This window comes from Paenibacillus sp. 2TAB26 (assembly GCF_052115145.1).
In the GTDB taxonomy this organism is placed as follows: Bacteria; Bacillota; Bacilli; order Paenibacillales; family Paenibacillaceae; genus Pristimantibacillus.
This window is the reverse complement of the sequence record NZ_JBFRGC010000027.1, coordinates 24,729-41,145: the sequence shown is the minus strand read 5'-3', so window position 1 is coordinate 41,145 and position 16,417 is coordinate 24,729. Positions and strand designations below refer to the sequence as shown.

The 16,417-nt window shown below is 44.7% G+C and carries 15 protein-coding genes and 1 pseudogene; 5 read left to right on the top strand and 11 right to left on the bottom strand.

The features are described 5' to 3' along the window. Nucleotides 1-4 precede the first annotated feature (4 nt). The 7 genes and pseudogenes from AB4Z50_RS27255 to AB4Z50_RS27225 form a co-directional block, all read right to left on the bottom strand. Nucleotides 5-172, bottom strand: a pseudogene (locus tag AB4Z50_RS27255) (M48 metallopeptidase family protein); the annotation flags it as partial. 15 nt (nucleotides 173-187) lie between these two features. Then, nucleotides 188-955 carry an ABC transporter ATP-binding protein gene (locus tag AB4Z50_RS27250; RefSeq protein ID WP_441884129.1) on the bottom strand — a complete coding sequence of 256 codons (768 nt, stop codon included), beginning with the start codon at nucleotides 953-955 and terminating at the stop codon, nucleotides 188-190. 11 nt (nucleotides 956-966) lie between these two features. After that, nucleotides 967-3,306 carry an FtsX-like permease family protein gene (locus AB4Z50_RS27245; protein WP_441884126.1) on the bottom strand — a complete coding sequence of 780 codons (2,340 nt, stop codon included), beginning with the start codon at nucleotides 3,304-3,306 and terminating at the stop codon, nucleotides 967-969. Nucleotides 3,307-3,323: 17 nt separating this feature from the next. After that, nucleotides 3,324-4,631 (bottom strand): MFS transporter, encoded by a 1,308-nt coding sequence (locus tag AB4Z50_RS27240; RefSeq protein WP_441884123.1) that lies wholly within the window; start codon nucleotides 4,629-4,631, stop codon nucleotides 3,324-3,326. Next, nucleotides 4,588-5,250 (bottom strand): TetR/AcrR family transcriptional regulator, encoded by a 663-nt coding sequence (locus AB4Z50_RS27235; RefSeq protein ID WP_441884120.1) that lies wholly within the window; start codon nucleotides 5,248-5,250, stop codon nucleotides 4,588-4,590. Before AB4Z50_RS27235 ends, AB4Z50_RS27240 begins: the two co-directional genes overlap by 44 nt. A 263-nt stretch (nucleotides 5,251-5,513) precedes the next feature. Then, entirely contained in the window at nucleotides 5,514-7,565 is a 2,052-nt protein-coding gene (locus AB4Z50_RS27230) for a serine hydrolase domain-containing protein (protein ID WP_441884117.1), read from the bottom strand. 531 nt (nucleotides 7,566-8,096) lie between these two features. Further along, on the bottom strand, nucleotides 8,097-8,882 hold the full coding sequence (locus AB4Z50_RS27225; RefSeq protein ID WP_441884114.1) for a TatD family hydrolase: 786 nt from the start codon (nucleotides 8,880-8,882) through the stop codon (nucleotides 8,097-8,099). 390 nt (nucleotides 8,883-9,272) lie between these two features. Here AB4Z50_RS27225 and AB4Z50_RS27220 point away from each other — a divergent pair, with 390 nt between their 5' ends. From AB4Z50_RS27220 to AB4Z50_RS27205, 4 genes are read left to right on the top strand one after another with little or no spacing between them, the layout of a single operon-like run. Next, nucleotides 9,273-9,656, top strand: coding sequence for a GntR family transcriptional regulator (locus tag AB4Z50_RS27220; protein ID WP_441884111.1), 384 nt, complete (start codon nucleotides 9,273-9,275; stop codon nucleotides 9,654-9,656). After that, nucleotides 9,653-10,519, top strand: coding sequence for an ABC transporter ATP-binding protein (locus tag AB4Z50_RS27215; RefSeq protein ID WP_441884108.1), 867 nt, complete (start codon nucleotides 9,653-9,655; stop codon nucleotides 10,517-10,519). Before AB4Z50_RS27220 ends, AB4Z50_RS27215 begins: the two co-directional genes overlap by 4 nt. Beyond that, nucleotides 10,512-11,138, top strand: coding sequence for an ABC-2 transporter permease (locus AB4Z50_RS27210; RefSeq protein WP_441884105.1), 627 nt, complete (start codon nucleotides 10,512-10,514; stop codon nucleotides 11,136-11,138). The genes AB4Z50_RS27215 and AB4Z50_RS27210 overlap by 8 nt, the downstream gene beginning before the upstream one ends. Before the next feature lie 52 nt (nucleotides 11,139-11,190). Next, a complete protein-coding gene (locus tag AB4Z50_RS27205; protein WP_441884102.1) occupies nucleotides 11,191-11,493 on the top strand; it encodes a YfzA family protein in 303 nt (100 codons plus the stop codon). A 116-nt stretch (nucleotides 11,494-11,609) separates the two neighbouring features. Here AB4Z50_RS27205 and rlmD read toward each other — a convergent pair whose 3' ends face one another. The 4 genes from rlmD to AB4Z50_RS27185 all read right to left on the bottom strand — a co-directional run bounded on the left by rlmD (nucleotide 11,610) and on the right by AB4Z50_RS27185 (nucleotide 15,247). Then, entirely contained in the window at nucleotides 11,610-13,112 is a 1,503-nt protein-coding gene (gene rlmD, locus AB4Z50_RS27200) for a 23S rRNA (uracil(1939)-C(5))-methyltransferase RlmD (RefSeq protein ID WP_441884099.1), read from the bottom strand. An 80-nt stretch (nucleotides 13,113-13,192) separates the two neighbouring features. Continuing rightward, nucleotides 13,193-14,101 (bottom strand): diacylglycerol kinase, encoded by a 909-nt coding sequence (locus AB4Z50_RS27195; protein ID WP_179089927.1) that lies wholly within the window; start codon nucleotides 14,099-14,101, stop codon nucleotides 13,193-13,195. A gap of 41 nt (nucleotides 14,102-14,142) precedes the next feature. Further along, nucleotides 14,143-14,946, bottom strand: coding sequence for a sirohydrochlorin chelatase (locus AB4Z50_RS27190; protein WP_441884096.1), 804 nt, complete (start codon nucleotides 14,944-14,946; stop codon nucleotides 14,143-14,145). Nucleotides 14,947-14,956: 10 nt separating this feature from the next. After that, nucleotides 14,957-15,247, bottom strand: coding sequence for a YerC/YecD family TrpR-related protein (locus AB4Z50_RS27185; RefSeq protein WP_054026535.1), 291 nt, complete (start codon nucleotides 15,245-15,247; stop codon nucleotides 14,957-14,959). Nucleotides 15,248-15,470: 223 nt separating this feature from the next. Between AB4Z50_RS27185 and AB4Z50_RS27180 the strand changes: the two genes are divergently transcribed. Further along, entirely contained in the window at nucleotides 15,471-15,998 is a 528-nt protein-coding gene (locus tag AB4Z50_RS27180; RefSeq protein WP_441884092.1) for a tyrosine protein kinase, read from the top strand. Nucleotides 15,999-16,417: the final 419 nt, after the last annotated feature.

The following is a 16,417-nucleotide window of genomic DNA, read 5'->3' as shown; positions in this document are numbered from 1 at the left end:
GCTTCTACAAGGTCCTCGCCTGTCCATGCCTTGCTAGATACTCCTCATTTTCTTTGTAATCCGGAATGATGCTTCCTACGCGTCGCCAAAAAGAACGGTCATGATTCATAGGGGTAAGATGGCAAAGCTCAAGGATGATTATATAGTCGATCACCTCATTAGGAGCCATCGCACCAGACTCCCACCATTAAATCCCCATCTTTAACAGCCAAGCAGAAAGCTTTTCCTCCCGCCCCTTAACATCGTCGCTATCAAAACGATATTTCCCTAAATACTGCTCGCCAACAATCTCTCCATCCTCCATCAACAGGACGCGCTCGGTTTTGGCAGCGACCTTGACGTCGTGCGTGACCAGCAGTATGGTAGTTCCGGATTGGTTGATGCTGCCAAGCAGCTCCATGATGTCAGATGTCGCTTTCGAGTTTAGTGCTCCCGTCGGCTCATCTCCGAGAATAATCTTCGGCTGGTTCATGAGCGCCCGGCAAATGCTCACCCGTTGGAGCTGTCCGCCGGAAGCCTGCGTTATATCGCGGTCTGCGAGCGCAGAGATTCCTGTTTTCTTCATCAACTCCTCCGCTCGCAGGCGAATGGAGTCCCGGCTCTCTTTGGCTGCAAAATATTCGGACAGAATGATATTATCGAGCATGCTGAGATTTTTGAGGAGATGGATCTGCTGAAAAATAAATCCCATTTTGTTCTGGCGCAGCTGATCCAATTCCTTCTCCGAAAGGGAGGAAATATTTTGCCCATCAAACAAGACTTGTCCGGAAGTCATCCGATCCATGCCGCTAATTGTGTAGAGCAAGGTCGACTTTCCCGAGCCTGACGCCCCCATGACGGCAACGAACTCGCCCTCGTGTATCTGCAGATTAATATTTTTCAGTACGGCTTGTTCTTGCCCTTTGCTTATTGAATAGGTTTTATTCAGGTCTGTAATCTCCAATATGTGGTTCATGCTTTATCCCCTCATTCGGTTATCATTCTCGTCATGCTGTATTTTTTCATCGATAGCGTGCCTACCAGCGTTGCAATGGTGACAACTAAACCAAGAGCTAATGGATACAAGAAATAAGATACCCATGGGTTCGTCACAAACTGGATATTGGAGGCTCCCATCGAAGACATCAGCAAACCTACCAGACTTTGCCCAAACGTATGGGCCATAAGCGTACCCATGAGAATACCGCCTGCAAGCACAACCAGTATCCGTATCACGTACTGCTTTCGAATATGTGCGGCGGCAATACCAAGGCTTCTCATAATGGCGATGCCGGAATAATCTTTTGCGGTCAGCAGCTTTAAGAAAAGCGAAGTAATCAGAATGGAGATAAACACAGCAATGATAACGGCAAGTACCGTAACCATCTTGATCTGCTTAATCGTCGAGCCGAGTGTCTGATGCATATAATCTTGGAGATGCGTCACTTTCACCCCTGGAAAAAGACCCGTATATTCGGTTATTTTGGCCCCTATATCGCTGCCATGTCTAATGTCCGCATTAAAGGTATACCAGAGTACATCCTCCGGTTGATAGGGCAGCAGCGCTTTGGCTGTTTTGCCGCCATTGGTCACGTCCTGATAAATGCCGCTAACGGTCATCTCATGCTGCTTACCGTTAATGACTAATATCAGCGCGTCTCCCACTTTTTTCGACAGAGCGTCAGCGTTCAGACTGGAGAGAGCCATATCGTTTTTGTTGATAGGAGCGTTGCCGCTGCTGTATTTCAAAGGGAAAATGGAGAAATCCCCCGTTTCAACCTGTATGCTCTCTAATGCTCCTTCACTTCCTACGACGCTGTATTTACTCGTCACGAGCGGAGAAAATTTCACTATATCCGTATCTTGAGCAAGGTAATGCTGAACTTCGTCAAATTTATCCTGCATGTGATCGGATTGCTGCAAATCCATTCGCATATCGCTTTGTCCGACCCCCATATACGCAACAAAGCTAGGTGACTGCATCGTATGCAGGAAATTGACCGGAACAATGATGATGAAGAAGCAAATGACAAAAATAATAAACAATAAAAAATACATTTTAAACCGTCCGACGACATCTTTCAGCGCCAAAAATACGTTAACACTAGGAATTCTGCTTTTATAAAGCGGCAACCGCTTCGTATTCACCTTAAGCTCGCCCATCGCACCGGCTCGCAGCGCTTCAACGGCCGAGATTTTATGAAATCGCCTCAGCACAAGGGTGCAGAAGAGCAGAACGAAAGCAAACACCAATCCAGCTACCAAAATAGGAATCAAGCTTTGCAGTATGCTTTGCGGAGCAATCCCGATATACAACGCCATATTGGATAGGAATAGCGGACGAATACAAAGGGAAAGCACATATCCGAAAAGACTAGCGGCCCCCGCCAGAACAATATATTTGGTCAGATAGATGTTTCGAATATGCTGTTGACGGATGCCGAAGGCTTTCATGACGCCAATCTCTTTATAATCCTCTTCCAGCGTGGTCAGTATGGTGAACCGCAGACACAGCACCGCAATAAGAACTAATAAGCTGCTGACCAGAAAGATGATGACAGCGACTACCCCGTCCGTTAATGCATGAAGCATCTGGAACAAGGAATAGTCAATGGCAGGGCCTTTAGCCGGTAGTCCGGCTGACTGGTATGCTGTCTTGAATTCATTAAGCTTGCTTAGATCCTTAAGTTGAAATGCAATCATATACTCCGTTTCACCGGTCATACTCTTCAAGGCTTCATGATCCGCTTCGCTTACGACGAAACGCTTGGAGCTGATAATCGAAGGATTCATTTGAACATCACGCACAAAATCTGTAATGGTGAACGTCATGTCTGATGATCCAGCCGAAACTCGAATCGTATCGCCCAGGTTCAAATGATGCTGCTGCCTATAATAAATAGGAACCGCAATCTCCCCGTCCAAAACCTCAATTCGCTTATTATCTAATGTAAGTAAATAGTCGAAGCTCTTGTTCTGCACGACAAAGCCGTTATCCATAACGCTGCTGCTTTCGGCTTTCTGATTGTTGCCAAAGAAGAGATTAGCATTGTCGATCACCAGCATTTCAGAGATTTGTTCACTCTTGACAAGGGAGTTCTCTGCCGCAAAGCTCTGAATGGCAGCTCTATCCACGGGTCCGGCGTGCATCTGCACGTAGTGCGGCGCACTAGATACAGTAAACAAATGGTTAATCGAGCGAAATAGCTGCGTCATCATCGTTGTCCCGCTGGAAGCAAGCAGCACAGACAGCATAATGAACACAAACAGGACCACCGTAATCGTCTTATTTCGTTTAAAATCTTTTTTTAATATTTTCGCTAGCATGTCAGCCCCTCCTTTCCTTACTTCGTCTCCAGCGCCCGAATCGACTTCATCCTTGACATAATAAGTGCTAAAACGATGACCAAAATGCCAGAAATAATAAATAACAAGCCGATACCGCGCCCTTGGCCGCTGCCAATCCATTTTCCAACCGTGGAGGCTAGAAGCCCTCCTTCATCCATTAGAGGATTAAATATATGGTCGGATAAAAGACCCGCCGATGCATACGCAGCGACATAGCCGAATTGGGAGACCACTCCGATCATTCCCCAAGCTCTGCCTTGCGCTTCGTTTGGTATGTTCGTTCGAATCAATACATCTGCGCTTGTATTAATGAAGGGCAAGGTCGCAAAAAACAGAAAGCCTGCGGCTGCGATTGCGTAAATGTTCGTTGATATTCCGATGAGCGAGAAGAAAATACCAGCGATAAAAAGACCGACCGACAGCACGCGCGCATACCGCTGATTCACGCTGAAGACTCCGATAAACAAGCTGCCAAGCAACAGTCCAGTCGCACTGACCGATTGGACGATCCCTAATGTCTTGGCATTAGATAACGGAAGCACCATGGGCGTAAATAAGGTTTGCAAAATGCCCATATAGAAGGTGACTACGGTCAGCAGCAGCGTGAGCGCAAAGACCCCTTTTCTAGAAACAAGAACTTGCCAACCCTCTTTCAAGTCCTTTGCTAAGCTGAACTGCTTCTTGAAGACAGATTTAGTAACCAAGCTTCGGCGAACGGCGGAAATCGTAATAATCGTGATAACTACCGTGCTTATATCGATAATCAGGAGTGTCTCGATATCCACCACAGCAAGCAGCACGCCCGCGAGGACAGGGGAAAATAAATACTTAGAGGAGCCGGCAAGCTGCACCAGTCCGCTCGCTTTCGCAAACTGTTCTTTGGGCAGCAAATCGGTAATCGTCGCTTTATATGCAGGATCGGTTAACGATGCGAATATAGAGCTGATCATCACCCCCACACAGAGCTGCCAAAGCTGTGCCTCGTCTGAGAACATGACGATTAGAATGTAAATAAGCCCAAGCGCCGAGCCGCCATCACCGAGCAGCATCATCAGCCGTCGATCAAATCGGTCCGCCAATACACCGCCAACTGGACTTAACAGGATCATCGGCAAAAAGGTGCAAAGCGTCACGAGTGACACTGCCGTGGCGGAGTGGGTCGTCTGGAAGACGTAAACCCCTAAGCCGAACGCGGTTAAGCCGCTGCCGATACTGGAGACCAGTTCCCCGAACCATAGAATGATGAATTTTCGAAAAGCATTATTGGCCATTTGGCTTACCGTCTGCCGGGTCTGCTTGCTCAAACAGCCTTGCCACGTAAGCGAAGCTGCCTTTCTCTGCTCCAAGCAGCGTTTCCATGGCATAAATGAAGCCTTGAATTTTTTGAGATATCTCCTGCGGCTGCCAGTTGAATATGCCCTCATCAAATAGGGTTACAGCAGACACAAGCAGTAGCTCTATTGCTTCCTTCGGATATGGCGTGGCAAACAGCTTTTCTCTTATTCCTTGCTCTGTAACCTCCTGCAAAATAGGAGTCAGCTTGCGCACCGTCTCTGACAAGCTTTTTTGATGCATTTGGGCGTTATTGACGTCATGCAACGTTTCAATAAGCTGGCTTTTTGAGCTGTTTGAGGCCGGCTTTTGCGCGAGCATGATGTACAGAAACTTTTCGTGGACGGTAAGACTAGCATTTGCGGAGATTTCTTTGGCTGCCAGCACCCCACTATCCACAATTCTGACGACGATTGCATCCATCACTTCTTCTTTCGATTTGAAGTAATAGTAGAAGGTTCCTTTTGCAATTCCGATTTCTTTCAAAATATCGTTGATCGTCGTCTTGTCGTAACCCTTGGTATGGAATAAAGCTTCCGCAGTATCCAATATTTCATTTTTCCGTTCTTCCGGCTCTTTGAGCGTTCTCATGAAAACTCCTCCGTTCTATAGACCGACCGTCAGTCTATGAAAGGATTATAATATATGATCCTTATTTTGTAAATAAGGAGAATGAAGCGGGGTAACAAAGCCGAATGAGTAATACGCAAAAAAAGACGCATAAGAGCTCTGCTCCCTGCGCCCTATTGGTGATGGTACCTGCAATCATTTGGAAGCCGTTGAAGGCTGTTCAAAAAACAGCTATAATAGCTGGCCAAATCTGCATATGAGACTAGTTTATACTTATCTACTAGCTATTTCACTAGCGTAATACCGAAAGCAGATCCGGCATTTCCAGCAAATACGATATATCCGTTCGCAGGCAATACGACTTCATTTTTACCGCTAATGACCGTATTATTCACCAGTGCTCCCGCTTCATCGTATACCATAAAACCACCTTTAGCTGGCATCTCGACTACCATTTTCTTGCCAACAGCTGTTTCGGGAACGCTGAACCATCTAGCATAACCGTCAGCTTGAATCGTAGTTATCGACGATTTGCCTTTATACAGCGGCTTCACTCCATCCTCGCTCATATACACGGTTGCAGCCGCATTAAGGTACTCTACGCCCTCTTTAGCATAAAAAAGAATACTCAGTGTATCTCGGCCTGCTGTTCCAGGAATCTGATGCTGGCTCTCAGCCGTATTGGCGCCTGTTATTTTTATATCATTGAAATAACCTTGGCTTGTCTTTATTGTTGGCCTAATAATGTTCATATTGGCGATGGAACTGAATTTCTCGTTGACTGGATAGTAGGATTTGCCTTCTCTTTTTGCCCACGCATCTGCCGTTTCTTTATTCAGCACTGCACCTTCCAATTTCTCTGCCTTGTATTCAGAAAATGCAAGCTGGCCTAATTCAGGTACTGAAACATACTGGCTCATCCACAAATAAGTCCGTCCGTTGCTTTCTTTTACAAAACTAACCTTCGTGCTTCCAGCTTCATCGACAAAAGTTCCATCCTTGGTGTATATAAATTTCTGATCTGGAGCAACCATTCCTGACAACGACAGTTCCCCGTCTTTTATAGCTACATTCCACTGATCGCCTTGAGTACTGTAATAACCTGCGTACTTCACAAGATCTTTTGGCATGTCAGCCTTAACCGGCTTGCCAAATGATTTATCTGGCTTGATCTCTTTAATTGCGCCCTTCTCTTTCATCGCCTGAAGGAGCAATTCACTCGCTAGCAGCTGATTTATTGAGGAGCTGCCGCCTGAGGTAATGACTGCTGCAGCCATGTTCTGCTCGGGAAGCACGACGAAGGAGGAATGATACATCTGTGTGTCTCCTCCTTTGACGAGGGCTTTTATACCATAATCATTGAAAGGGAATAAGCGTACGCTATCCCAACCAAGTCCGTAGTCCATCGAGTTATCCGCTTCTTTGGGCCATAATCCCTTCCTATACTCTTCTTGCTCTATGGCCTGTACTGATTTGATGGAGAGTACGTCCGCTCTCTTTCCAGTAAAGATTTGCGAGAATCGAACCAAATCCTCCGCAGTAGAGTAGACTCCGCCTGTACCAATCGCATTGGTCGTCTCCGTTGGAAGCTGGCCCTCATAGGCTGGAGAGTAAAGGCCGGCGAATTTGCTCGTCTCTACCATGTCTTGTGGCGTCATAGTATGGTTCATACCCAAAGGCACAGCAAAATTGTCATGAATGAATACAGTAAATGTCTTTTTACTGACTCTTTCTACAAGAATTTCTGCGAGCGTGAATCCATCATTACAATACACTGAAAAAGCTCCCGGTTCTGCCTTTAATTTCTGTGTAGACAAGTTCTTTAGCAGCGAATCGTGTACGTACGTATCTGGATCATTAAATAAAAATGCACTGTTTAAACTCGAACCCTGCAAACCAGATGAATGATTCAACAACATGCGCGGAGTAATCTTTTTATAACGTTCATCTTCCATCTTAAAATCCGTAATATATTGTACGACGGGGGTATCGAGATTGATCTTACCTTCATCCACTAATTTCATAACTGCTGACGCGGTAAACATTTTGCTCGTAGAGCCAATACCATAGATGGTTTCCTTCGTTAAAGGGATTTTTCCTTCTATGTCGTTAACTCCTGATTGTCCCGATACTTTGATCACTCCATTATCGATCAAGGCATACTGCACGCTAGGTATTCCATATTGTTCAGTTAGAAGTGCCGCTTTCTCAGAAGCAATCTTCTCTAGCGTCTTAGAAGAAACCGAAGCTACGGTGCTGGAAGCCATTGCGTTTGTAGGAATAAGCGGGGTCAGAACTAAGGCCGCTGCAAGCGTCCATATGAATCTTTTTTTCATATCATCCACATCCTTTTGTCTCTCATTTTGAACGATTACGAATTTTCCATGATTCAATTCTAGCCTGTACTGAGTCTCCTTTCTTACCGTCATTCTAGCATTCCAGTCTTACACGCTATTAAACTTAACCTTAATTCCATCTACGATATTTGGAAGACAGTTAAGTTTCTGTTAAGGCTCTCCATAATTGAGCTGTGTTCTGAAAATAAAAAAAACCGCGTTAATCGCGGTTTAGATAAAACTATGTTTTATATGTCATTTCTATTAGCAAAGCTTATTTGGATCCTTATATACTTCATCATCTGTATTTAGATTCAATCTTATTTTAAGATTTGTACATGAAAAAGAATAACTCAATTTTTCTCTCTGTTCATGTTTTGTTAATCTCTTAAATTTATTTCCACTAACCATCATATCAAAATAAATCGTATCGTCCTTCTTCACATACCAGGCCGTTGATTTTCTTTTATGATAGACAGTAAAAAAAAGTTCTATATCAAAGTTGGTCTGGCGCCTCTTATCTCTTAACTCTTATAAACCAAAAAATTCCTCAGACGTTTTTCTCGTAGCCTCAGCTACCTCTTCTACTGGTTTTCCTATACACCGTGATACAGTTTGCAAAATGTGTGGTAAGAAAGCCGGCTCATTCCGTCCATCCTGCGGCTTCCCTTTCAAATCCCGTGGCGTTAAAAATGGCCCATCCGTCTCAATCATAAGCCGGTCTAGCGGAATCATTCGTACAAGCTCTTTCAGGTGTTTGCCTCTTCGCTCATCACAAATCCAGCCTGTGATTCCAATATGGAATCCCATTTCGAGATAAGCCTTAAGTTCTGGCAAAGTCCCCGTAAAACAATGGACGACCGCTTTCTGAACCGATTGTTCCTTAAGAGTGGCTATAAAATCCGAAAAAGCTTCCCGTTCATGTAGAAACAGCGGCATATCCTGCTCAAGCGCTAAATCAATTTGCTCGGCAAACCATTTGCGTTGCACATCCCGCGGTGAGAAATCTCGGTTATAGTCTAGTCCGCATTCTCCGATGGCCACCACCTGCGGCTGTGCCGCCAGTTGTTTGAGCTGCTTCATTGTCGCATCTGTACAGCTCTTCGCATCGTGTGGATGAACACCCGCAGTAGAGTACAGCTTTCCGGGTAAACGACCTGCATAGCGGGCAGCTTCCATGCTGTTCCTCAAGCTTGTTCCCGTAATAACAAGTGGAGAAACCCCATTTGCTTCCGCCCTTTCAACCACCTGCTCACGATCTTGATTATACGATCGATGCATCAAGTTGACGCCAATATCTATAATTTTATTCTCCATTTTTTATTTGCTCCGTTCGATTTCATTTCTTATTGCTTCTAATTGTACCCACATACTCTCTACATCCAAATTATTCTAACTGTATTATAAGCATTTCAAATCAATGGAGGGTAGGGACTGTTTGATTAAAAGCATTTTTTACAATGAAATGATATTGCTTCAATGGGTACATTCATTTTTCAACTTAGCTATATTCCTCTGCATCCAACACATGCATTTCACTTTGAAGCCACAGAAAAAGCTAATATAAGCGTGGAATCATCTCCTGCATGAACTCTTGTTCCACTACCCAACAATCACAATAAATAAAAATATTGACGCAAAAGATTATAGTGTATATATTATATATATACGGTAGATACTCTATCAACGAGAACGAGGTAATGAAACATGAAAATTATTATTTCCAACGCATCAAGCGATCCGATTTACATCCAAATAATGAACCAGATTAGGCAGAGCATCTTGAGCAATGAAATACGTGCAGGTGAACTCCTACCCTCCATTAGGCAGCTTGCCAAGGATTTGCAAGTTAGTGTAATTACAACTAAGCGTGTTTATGAAGAATTAGAGAAAGAGAAGTTAATCGACTCAGTTGTAGGTAAGGGCTGTTTCGTATCGGGAGCAAATAAAGACTTTATTCGGGAGCAGCGTATGAAACTATTAGAAGAGAAAATGATAGAAATCATTCGAGAAAGCAAGGAACTAAACATGAGTCAACAAGATCTAATCAATCATTTCACTCTCTTTTTCGAGGAGGAACAGACCCCATGAATGCAATAGAATTACGTAATCTTACGAAAACATACAATCAATTTACAGTTGATAATGTATCTTTAGATGTAAAAAAGGGCTACATAACCGGACTGATTGGTCCGAATGGTGTTGGTAAAAGCACTTTGATCAAAATGATGCTCGGCATGATCCGCCCAGACTCCGGTAGTGTAAAAATATTAGGCCGCGCTATGCCTGAACATGAAGTTGATATTAAGCAGCGCATCGGCATCGTGTCGGATGACTGCTTCTATTATGAACATCTTACGATTCGTGATATGAAGGAGATGATCGCACCTTTCTACAAAAAGTGGAGCAATACTAAGTTTAACGGCTTACTTGAACAATTCGAGTTGTCTCCTAAGAAGAAGATTGATGAGTTATCAAAGGGGATGAAAATCAAGTTTTCCCTTGCCGTTGCCTTATCGCATGAGGCAGAGCTCTTAATTATGGATGAGCCAACCTCTGGACTTGACCCTGTGTTTAGAAGAGAATTGCTTGATCTACTTGGGGATATGATGCAGGACGAGAGAAATACCATTATATTTTCGACCCATATTACAACAGATTTAGATCGCATTGCTGACTACATTACTTTCATCAATCGTGGAAAGCTCGTATTTAATGAATCAAAAGATGAAGTATTTGAGAGGTATGCAATCGTCAAAGGTGACTTGCAACTGCTTGATTCGGATATACGAAGCAATTTTATCGGGATTCGTGAGACTGATGTTGGGTTTGAGGGCTTAGTAAACAATAGGCAAGATGCCTTACAGTTGTTTGGCAATTATGTTGTTTTCGATAAACCATCCTTAGAAGACATCATCTATTACACCGCTAAGGGAGGACGAATTCATGCTTAACTTGCTTCGTAAAGACTTCATCGCTTTAAAAAGCTCACTAGGGCTTATTATACTTTTTCTCGCTGTATACAGTATTGCATTTATACCAAAACATGAATCTTCTATTCACCTTGTGGCTATCTATACAGCTTGTGCATCACTTAGTCTAGGTATGATGATTGATATCAAAAAAAATCACCATAATTTTCTGGTCACGCTGCCGATTAGCCGTAAACATATTGTAAAAGCGAAATACATAACAGCCATCATTTACACACTTTTTGGAGTCCTTGCTTCTTATGGGATTCACTCTCTCGTTAAACTAGCATTCCCTCAGCTAAACAAGCCGGATTATTCGGTCATAGACATGCTAGTTCCATTAGGAATAGTGCTTGTTCTAACTTCCATCTATATGCCACTCTTTTACACACTTAGTAAAAAAGGAACCGGTATTATAAATTTCGTATTTATGATTATCCTAATTGCTCTGGCGCAGCCTACAGCTATGTTTATGAATATGATAAACAACCAAGGCTTTAGCAATAACCAAACGCTATTTCTTATCCCGATTGCTGTCTTACTGTTATTCATTGCTTCCTATTACTTAACTGTACATCTGTTTACTAGAAAGGACTTATAGGAGGCCGCACAAGTATATAACAAGTGATGAAATAATAAGGAGAACTGGTCAAATGAAAGTTACACCAAACAAAGGTCGATCTAATCTAAAAAGAAGTTGGATGTTTCCGATTGGACTATTTCTTGTTTTACAATTATTCTTTATTATCTGTGATCGTTTTTCATGGGCGCCAAACTTGCAAGATGGGGCATTATTTAACCGGATCTATAACTCCATATCTCATTCGAAGCTGTTTACGGAATGGTTCGTCCCTTATAAAACCACACAATTCAACATATTCACAGCCATCTTTTCTATTACATTACTTCCCTTTGCATTAATAAGTGCAGTAAAAAGCAACTATTCCAGAAAATGAATGGTTTAGTACTTATATTGTCTGCCGTTCCTCTAAACACAAAACCAGCTCATGCAAATTTCGCATGAGCTAGTTCAATGTCTATATTTTCGTATATATGGATCAGACTTTTCCGATCAATTGTTTATACGATTTAGTAAAACTACCGACTCCACATGAACCGTCCAAGGAAACATATCCACCGGCACAACCTCAGTCGTCCTATACCCGCCGTCCTCCAGCACGCGCAAATCCCTTGCCAGTGTAGACGGATTGCAGCTCACATACACCACTCGCTCCGGCTTCATCGCCAGAATCGTCTCAAGCAATGCAGGATCGCAGCCTTTGCGCGGCGGATCAACGACAATAACATCGGCCGTTATGCCTTCCTTGCGCCAGCGAGGAATAACAACCTCCGCAGGGCCCGCCTCGAACGAGGCGTTCGTAATGCCGTTGAGCGCTGCATTCCGCGCCGCATCCTCGATTGCCTCGGGTACAATTTCAACACCATAAACGCGTCCAGCCTGCCTTGCAAGGAACAGCGATATCGTACCAATGCCGCAATAAGCGTCAATAACGGTTTCCGAGCCTGTTAAGCCTGCATACTCGACAGCTTTGCGATATAACTCCACCGTTTGCATCGGGTTCACTTGATAGAACGATCTCGCCGATATTGCGAAACGAATGCCGTCGAGCTCATCATAGATAACCTCGCTGCCCCAGAGGATGCGAGTCTCATCACCGAATATAACGTTCGTATTCCGCTCGTTCACATTTTGAACGATGCTCTTCACGCCCGGGAGCTCCTCGCGGATGCGCCTTACCCATTCATCCGACGAAGGCAGCTTCCTGCTGTTCGTGACCAACACAACCATGATCTCGCCAGTGACAACGCCTGTCCGTGCCATTACATGGCGCAGTACGCCGCGGCCTGTTTCCTCATCATAAGGTGTCGCGCCAAGCTCACGTCCAATTCGTTTTACAACACGAATAACCTCATCATTATGCTCATGCTCAATCAGACAATCGTCCATATCGATAATCCGATGGCTGCCGCGGGCGTAGAAGCCTGCAATTAATTGACCATCTTTAGAACTGGTACCGATCGGTACCGATGCTTTATTGCGATAACGCCATGGCTCGTCCATACCAACAGTAGGGTGAACAACAATCCCAGTAGACGCATTCTCTCCATCTGACAGATTGCCTTCACCATCCACATTCAGTTTGCCGATTCGCATCAAGTTATCCACAACATGCTGGCGTTTCCACTCCAGCTGCGCCGGATAATCGAAATGCTGCAGCTGGCAGCCGCCGCATTCCTTATAAATATCACAAGGCGGTTCTATACGAGATGGGCTCTTAAGCATCAGCTCTTCAAGCTTCGCATAGCCATACTGCTTCTTTACCTTCATCACCTTCGCGCGCACACGCTCACCAGGAAGTGCTCCCTGTATAAAAAGGGTAAAGCCGTCAGCGCGGCCTACCCCTTCTCCATCATGTGTCAGGCCGATAATATCGACGGTGACTTCTTCATTTTTCTGAAAAGGCGCATCTGCTGGAATCGCCGCTGCTCGAGTACCCGTACCCGCAGCACTGCGCGATCTGCCTTTGCCGCCTCTGCTTCTACCTTTGTTCATAAACTCTCTCCGCTCTATCTTCAATGCTGTTGCATGCTAGTTCCTATTTATCATTCCCAGATTTCCGAATACATAAGGGCTTAACGGTAAGTCGATTCCCCAGTCTCATCAGCAAAAATACGCAAATGAGACGGCAGCACCGAAAAAGTACACGGCAGCACGCCGCCATATTCGCCATCAAGGTTAATTTGCACATAATCCGGTGTAGTCACCTTTAGTTCATCCGTCCGAAAATGAATCACATGTGGATCGTTCAAATGCTCACCGCGCAGCGCAAGCGTCACAAGCTTAATAAATTCCGGCAGATTGCATTTGCGGATAAGCAGAACGTCCAAAAGCCCGTCATCAAGCTTGGAGTCCGGCGCCAATCGCTCGAAACCGCCAACCGAATTGCTGTTGCATATGAGGAACATCATGAACTCATCATGGAATTCCCCTACACCAGCTGCATGAAAAGTCAGCTCAGTTGGCCGAAGTCGGGTCATTTTCTCCATGCCCTTCATATAATATGCCAGCTGCCCAATCATCGTCTTAAGCTTGCTCGGCACATCATAGGTCAGTTCCGTTAAGGAGCCGCCCCCAGCAATATTGATAAAATAGCGATCATTTGCCTTACCGACATCAATCGGCCGGCTATATTGCTGAATAATAAGGTCGACTGCATACTCCCAATGCTTCGGAATACCCATCGCCCGTGCGAAATCATTGGTTGTGCCTACTGGCAATATGCCAAGCGGAGGTCGATTCGCCTTGTTCGTCAAGCCGTTGATAACCTCATAAAGCGTACCGTCACCGCCTGCAGCAATGATCATATCATAGCCGCGGTCCGCGGCTTCAGCCGCTGCAAGCGTAGCATCTCCCTCGCCTATCGTAGCGTGGCAGCTCGTCTCAATACCGCCTTGTTCAAGGCGCTGAAGAATATCTGGCAATCTTTTTTTCATTTCTTCTCTTCCCGATGTCGGGTTATATATAAGTCTTGCTCGTTTGATTGCCATCTCGGTTCACCCCTAACAATCATTCAACCTAACATTTATTCTGTAAACGTGACATGCTTCTCTTCGTGCAACCGTTGTAAACCGTTGATCATCTGATGCTCCAGCCAAAGCTCAATCGCTGCATTAGGAAGCATCGCCTTGCCGTTATAGCGATATACAAAACCATTAAGCCGATTTGGAATGACATGATTGGTAAAATAGCCTTGGCTCAGAAATAGCGGCACAACAATGACCGCTTCCTGTGGATTCGCTGCCTGCATCGCTGCCAGCTTTCCTGCCGCTTGATCTGGCAATAGCATGGCATACTCTGCGCGCTTATATCCACCGAACGCTCTAACCCGCTCGCCAAGCTTCTTCAGCCCTTCCTGCCAGCGCTCATGGAATACCTTTTCTTTGCTTCCGTGGCCAATAAGCAGTAACGCTTCTGACTCTGGTTTTGTGGATAAGGGTGCAATGTTTGAAGCGAGCAGCTCTGCAATTTGGGGATCATCGTCAATTGGGAGACCATAATGAATCGTGGCTTTGACTCGAAATACACCTAAGTCACCCTCTAGATCGGAAACCCATGGAAAACCAAATGCTTGCCCAATTTCATCCACATGTGTACTACCCGAAGAAACGAACAGCGGCACTACGAACATATCCGTAACACCTTGCCGCTCTAATTCATCAATGCCATCCTGAATAAGCCGTCCCTCCACGATCTCGAGAAAGGACGACATAATTGGAACGCCTGATAAACGGGGCGAAGCCGCTGCTGCTGCAATCGCCTCATCGACTAACTGTACCCATGCAGCTTCTCTGGAGCCGTGGCTAATGATTAGAATGCCTGGCTTCATCGAATGATTCCTACCTTCCAAGCCGTTCTAAAGCCATTTTATAACCGTCATTGCCATAGTTCAAACAACGCTTCACTCTCGATATTGTTGCTGTACTCGCGCCTGTCTCGGCTTCAATCGCGTTATAAGTGCTGCCTTTTCCGAGCATCCGTGCTACTTCAAGTCTTTGCGATAACGATTGGATCTCATTCACCGTACACAGATCATCGAAGAAAACATAACATTCCTCAACTGACTTCAATGTAAGCACCGCTTCGAATAATTGATCTATTGCTTTATCGTTCAGCTTTTTAAGCTGCATGCGAATTCACTCCTATTAAAACTAATGCTACTATTGTAACTTTTTTACCCGTTTTTTTCAAACATTACCGAATTAACGCAAGGAAATGCTCCACTTATTTGACGCGAACTCACATACAAGCAGCAGGCATTTATCTAGAAAAAAATCTGCACCCCGAGACATTCGTCCAATCCTTATGTTCGCCTACTCCATAAACTGTTATAAAAGAAGGGTTGTGATCCGTGTGAACTATCGCAATAACCCCGGTACCGGCAACCAGCAAAACGATTGGCACGGCGGCCAGCGTCTGGCACAAGAGCCGTTCAGCAAATCGTCTGGCGCAAAGTCGAGCGGTTTCAGCTTTGGCGGAAACCTACCAACAATGCCGCCGGCTTCGCAGCAGGCGCAGGATATCCTGCCCGTCGTTGTACCGGATACAGCTGCTGAGCTTATAGAATCTACCACTAGCACCAAAGCAAGCGGCTTCTCACTTGCCAATCTAGGCGAAATTAAAGGTTATATCGATCGTTTGGGCGGCATCGACGGTATCTTAACGACCGTGACAAAGGTCCAGAAGGTCATGTCGAGCGTTTCTCAGATGGCTCCGCTAGTCAAAGTGCTTATGGGCTCCTTCGGCAAAAAAGACAAATCTGATGACGATGATTCTGACGAATGGAAACCAAAGCGCCGCAAACGCCGCAAGCCAAGAGCTGGTTCCGGCTCAGGCAAAAAAACAGTGCGTCGTCGCCGTACTACACCTAAGAAACGTTAAATACAAATTCCAAGGTTTATTCTAAACATATTTAACCTACATCTATTAAAGTGAAGCACCCTGATTGCCGCGAATAGCGCAGCGATCGGGGTGTATTTTATTTCATCCATTTATGCACATGATCACACTAAAAGTAAAATAGTTATCCAGCTGTGGATAACCCGTTTCCCTTGTCTGTCCACATAAAAACTGTTCGAATTCGTACATCATTGTTGTGAACTGTGTACAAGTACAACCTTCGACAGTTTTCGTCAGCTTCCATCTTGCAATCCATACACAGCTGTTCGTACAATGTGCATATGTTTTCTGCTTATGCTGAAAATATATAAATATTTAAAAGAAAAACGAATCAATTCTGCCGCATATTATGGTAGCAACGAAGCTCCAGCGGCTGTACAATCATCAAATGTGGAACTCAT

Excerpts from the sequence above, each read along its gene's own strand:
- AB4Z50_RS27235 (WP_441884120.1), bottom strand. The coding sequence starts at position 5,250 with ATGAGAACGCTCAAAGAGCCGGAAGAACGGAAAAATGAAATATTGGAT.
- AB4Z50_RS27210 (WP_441884105.1), top strand. The coding sequence starts at position 10,512 with ATGCTTAACTTGCTTCGTAAAGACTTCATCGCTTTAAAAAGCTCACTA.
- AB4Z50_RS27215 (WP_441884108.1), top strand. The coding sequence starts at position 9,653 with ATGAATGCAATAGAATTACGTAATCTTACGAAAACATACAATCAATTT.
- rlmD (WP_441884099.1), bottom strand. The coding sequence starts at position 13,112 with ATGAACAAAGGTAGAAGCAGAGGCGGCAAAGGCAGATCGCGCAGTGCT.
- AB4Z50_RS27245 (WP_441884126.1), bottom strand. The coding sequence starts at position 3,306 with ATGCTAGCGAAAATATTAAAAAAAGATTTTAAACGAAATAAGACGATT.
- AB4Z50_RS27185 (WP_054026535.1), bottom strand. The coding sequence starts at position 15,247 with ATGCAGCTTAAAAAGCTGAACGATAAAGCAATAGATCAATTATTCGAA.
- AB4Z50_RS27230 (WP_441884117.1), bottom strand. The coding sequence starts at position 7,565 with ATGAAAAAAAGATTCATATGGACGCTTGCAGCGGCCTTAGTTCTGACC.
- AB4Z50_RS27225 (WP_441884114.1), bottom strand. The coding sequence starts at position 8,882 with ATGGAGAATAAAATTATAGATATTGGCGTCAACTTGATGCATCGATCG.
- AB4Z50_RS27190 (WP_441884096.1), bottom strand. The coding sequence starts at position 14,946 with ATGAAGCCAGGCATTCTAATCATTAGCCACGGCTCCAGAGAAGCTGCA.
- AB4Z50_RS27205 (WP_441884102.1), top strand. The coding sequence starts at position 11,191 with ATGAAAGTTACACCAAACAAAGGTCGATCTAATCTAAAAAGAAGTTGG.
- AB4Z50_RS27250 (WP_441884129.1), bottom strand. The coding sequence starts at position 955 with ATGAACCACATATTGGAGATTACAGACCTGAATAAAACCTATTCAATA.
- AB4Z50_RS27220 (WP_441884111.1), top strand. The coding sequence starts at position 9,273 with ATGAAAATTATTATTTCCAACGCATCAAGCGATCCGATTTACATCCAA.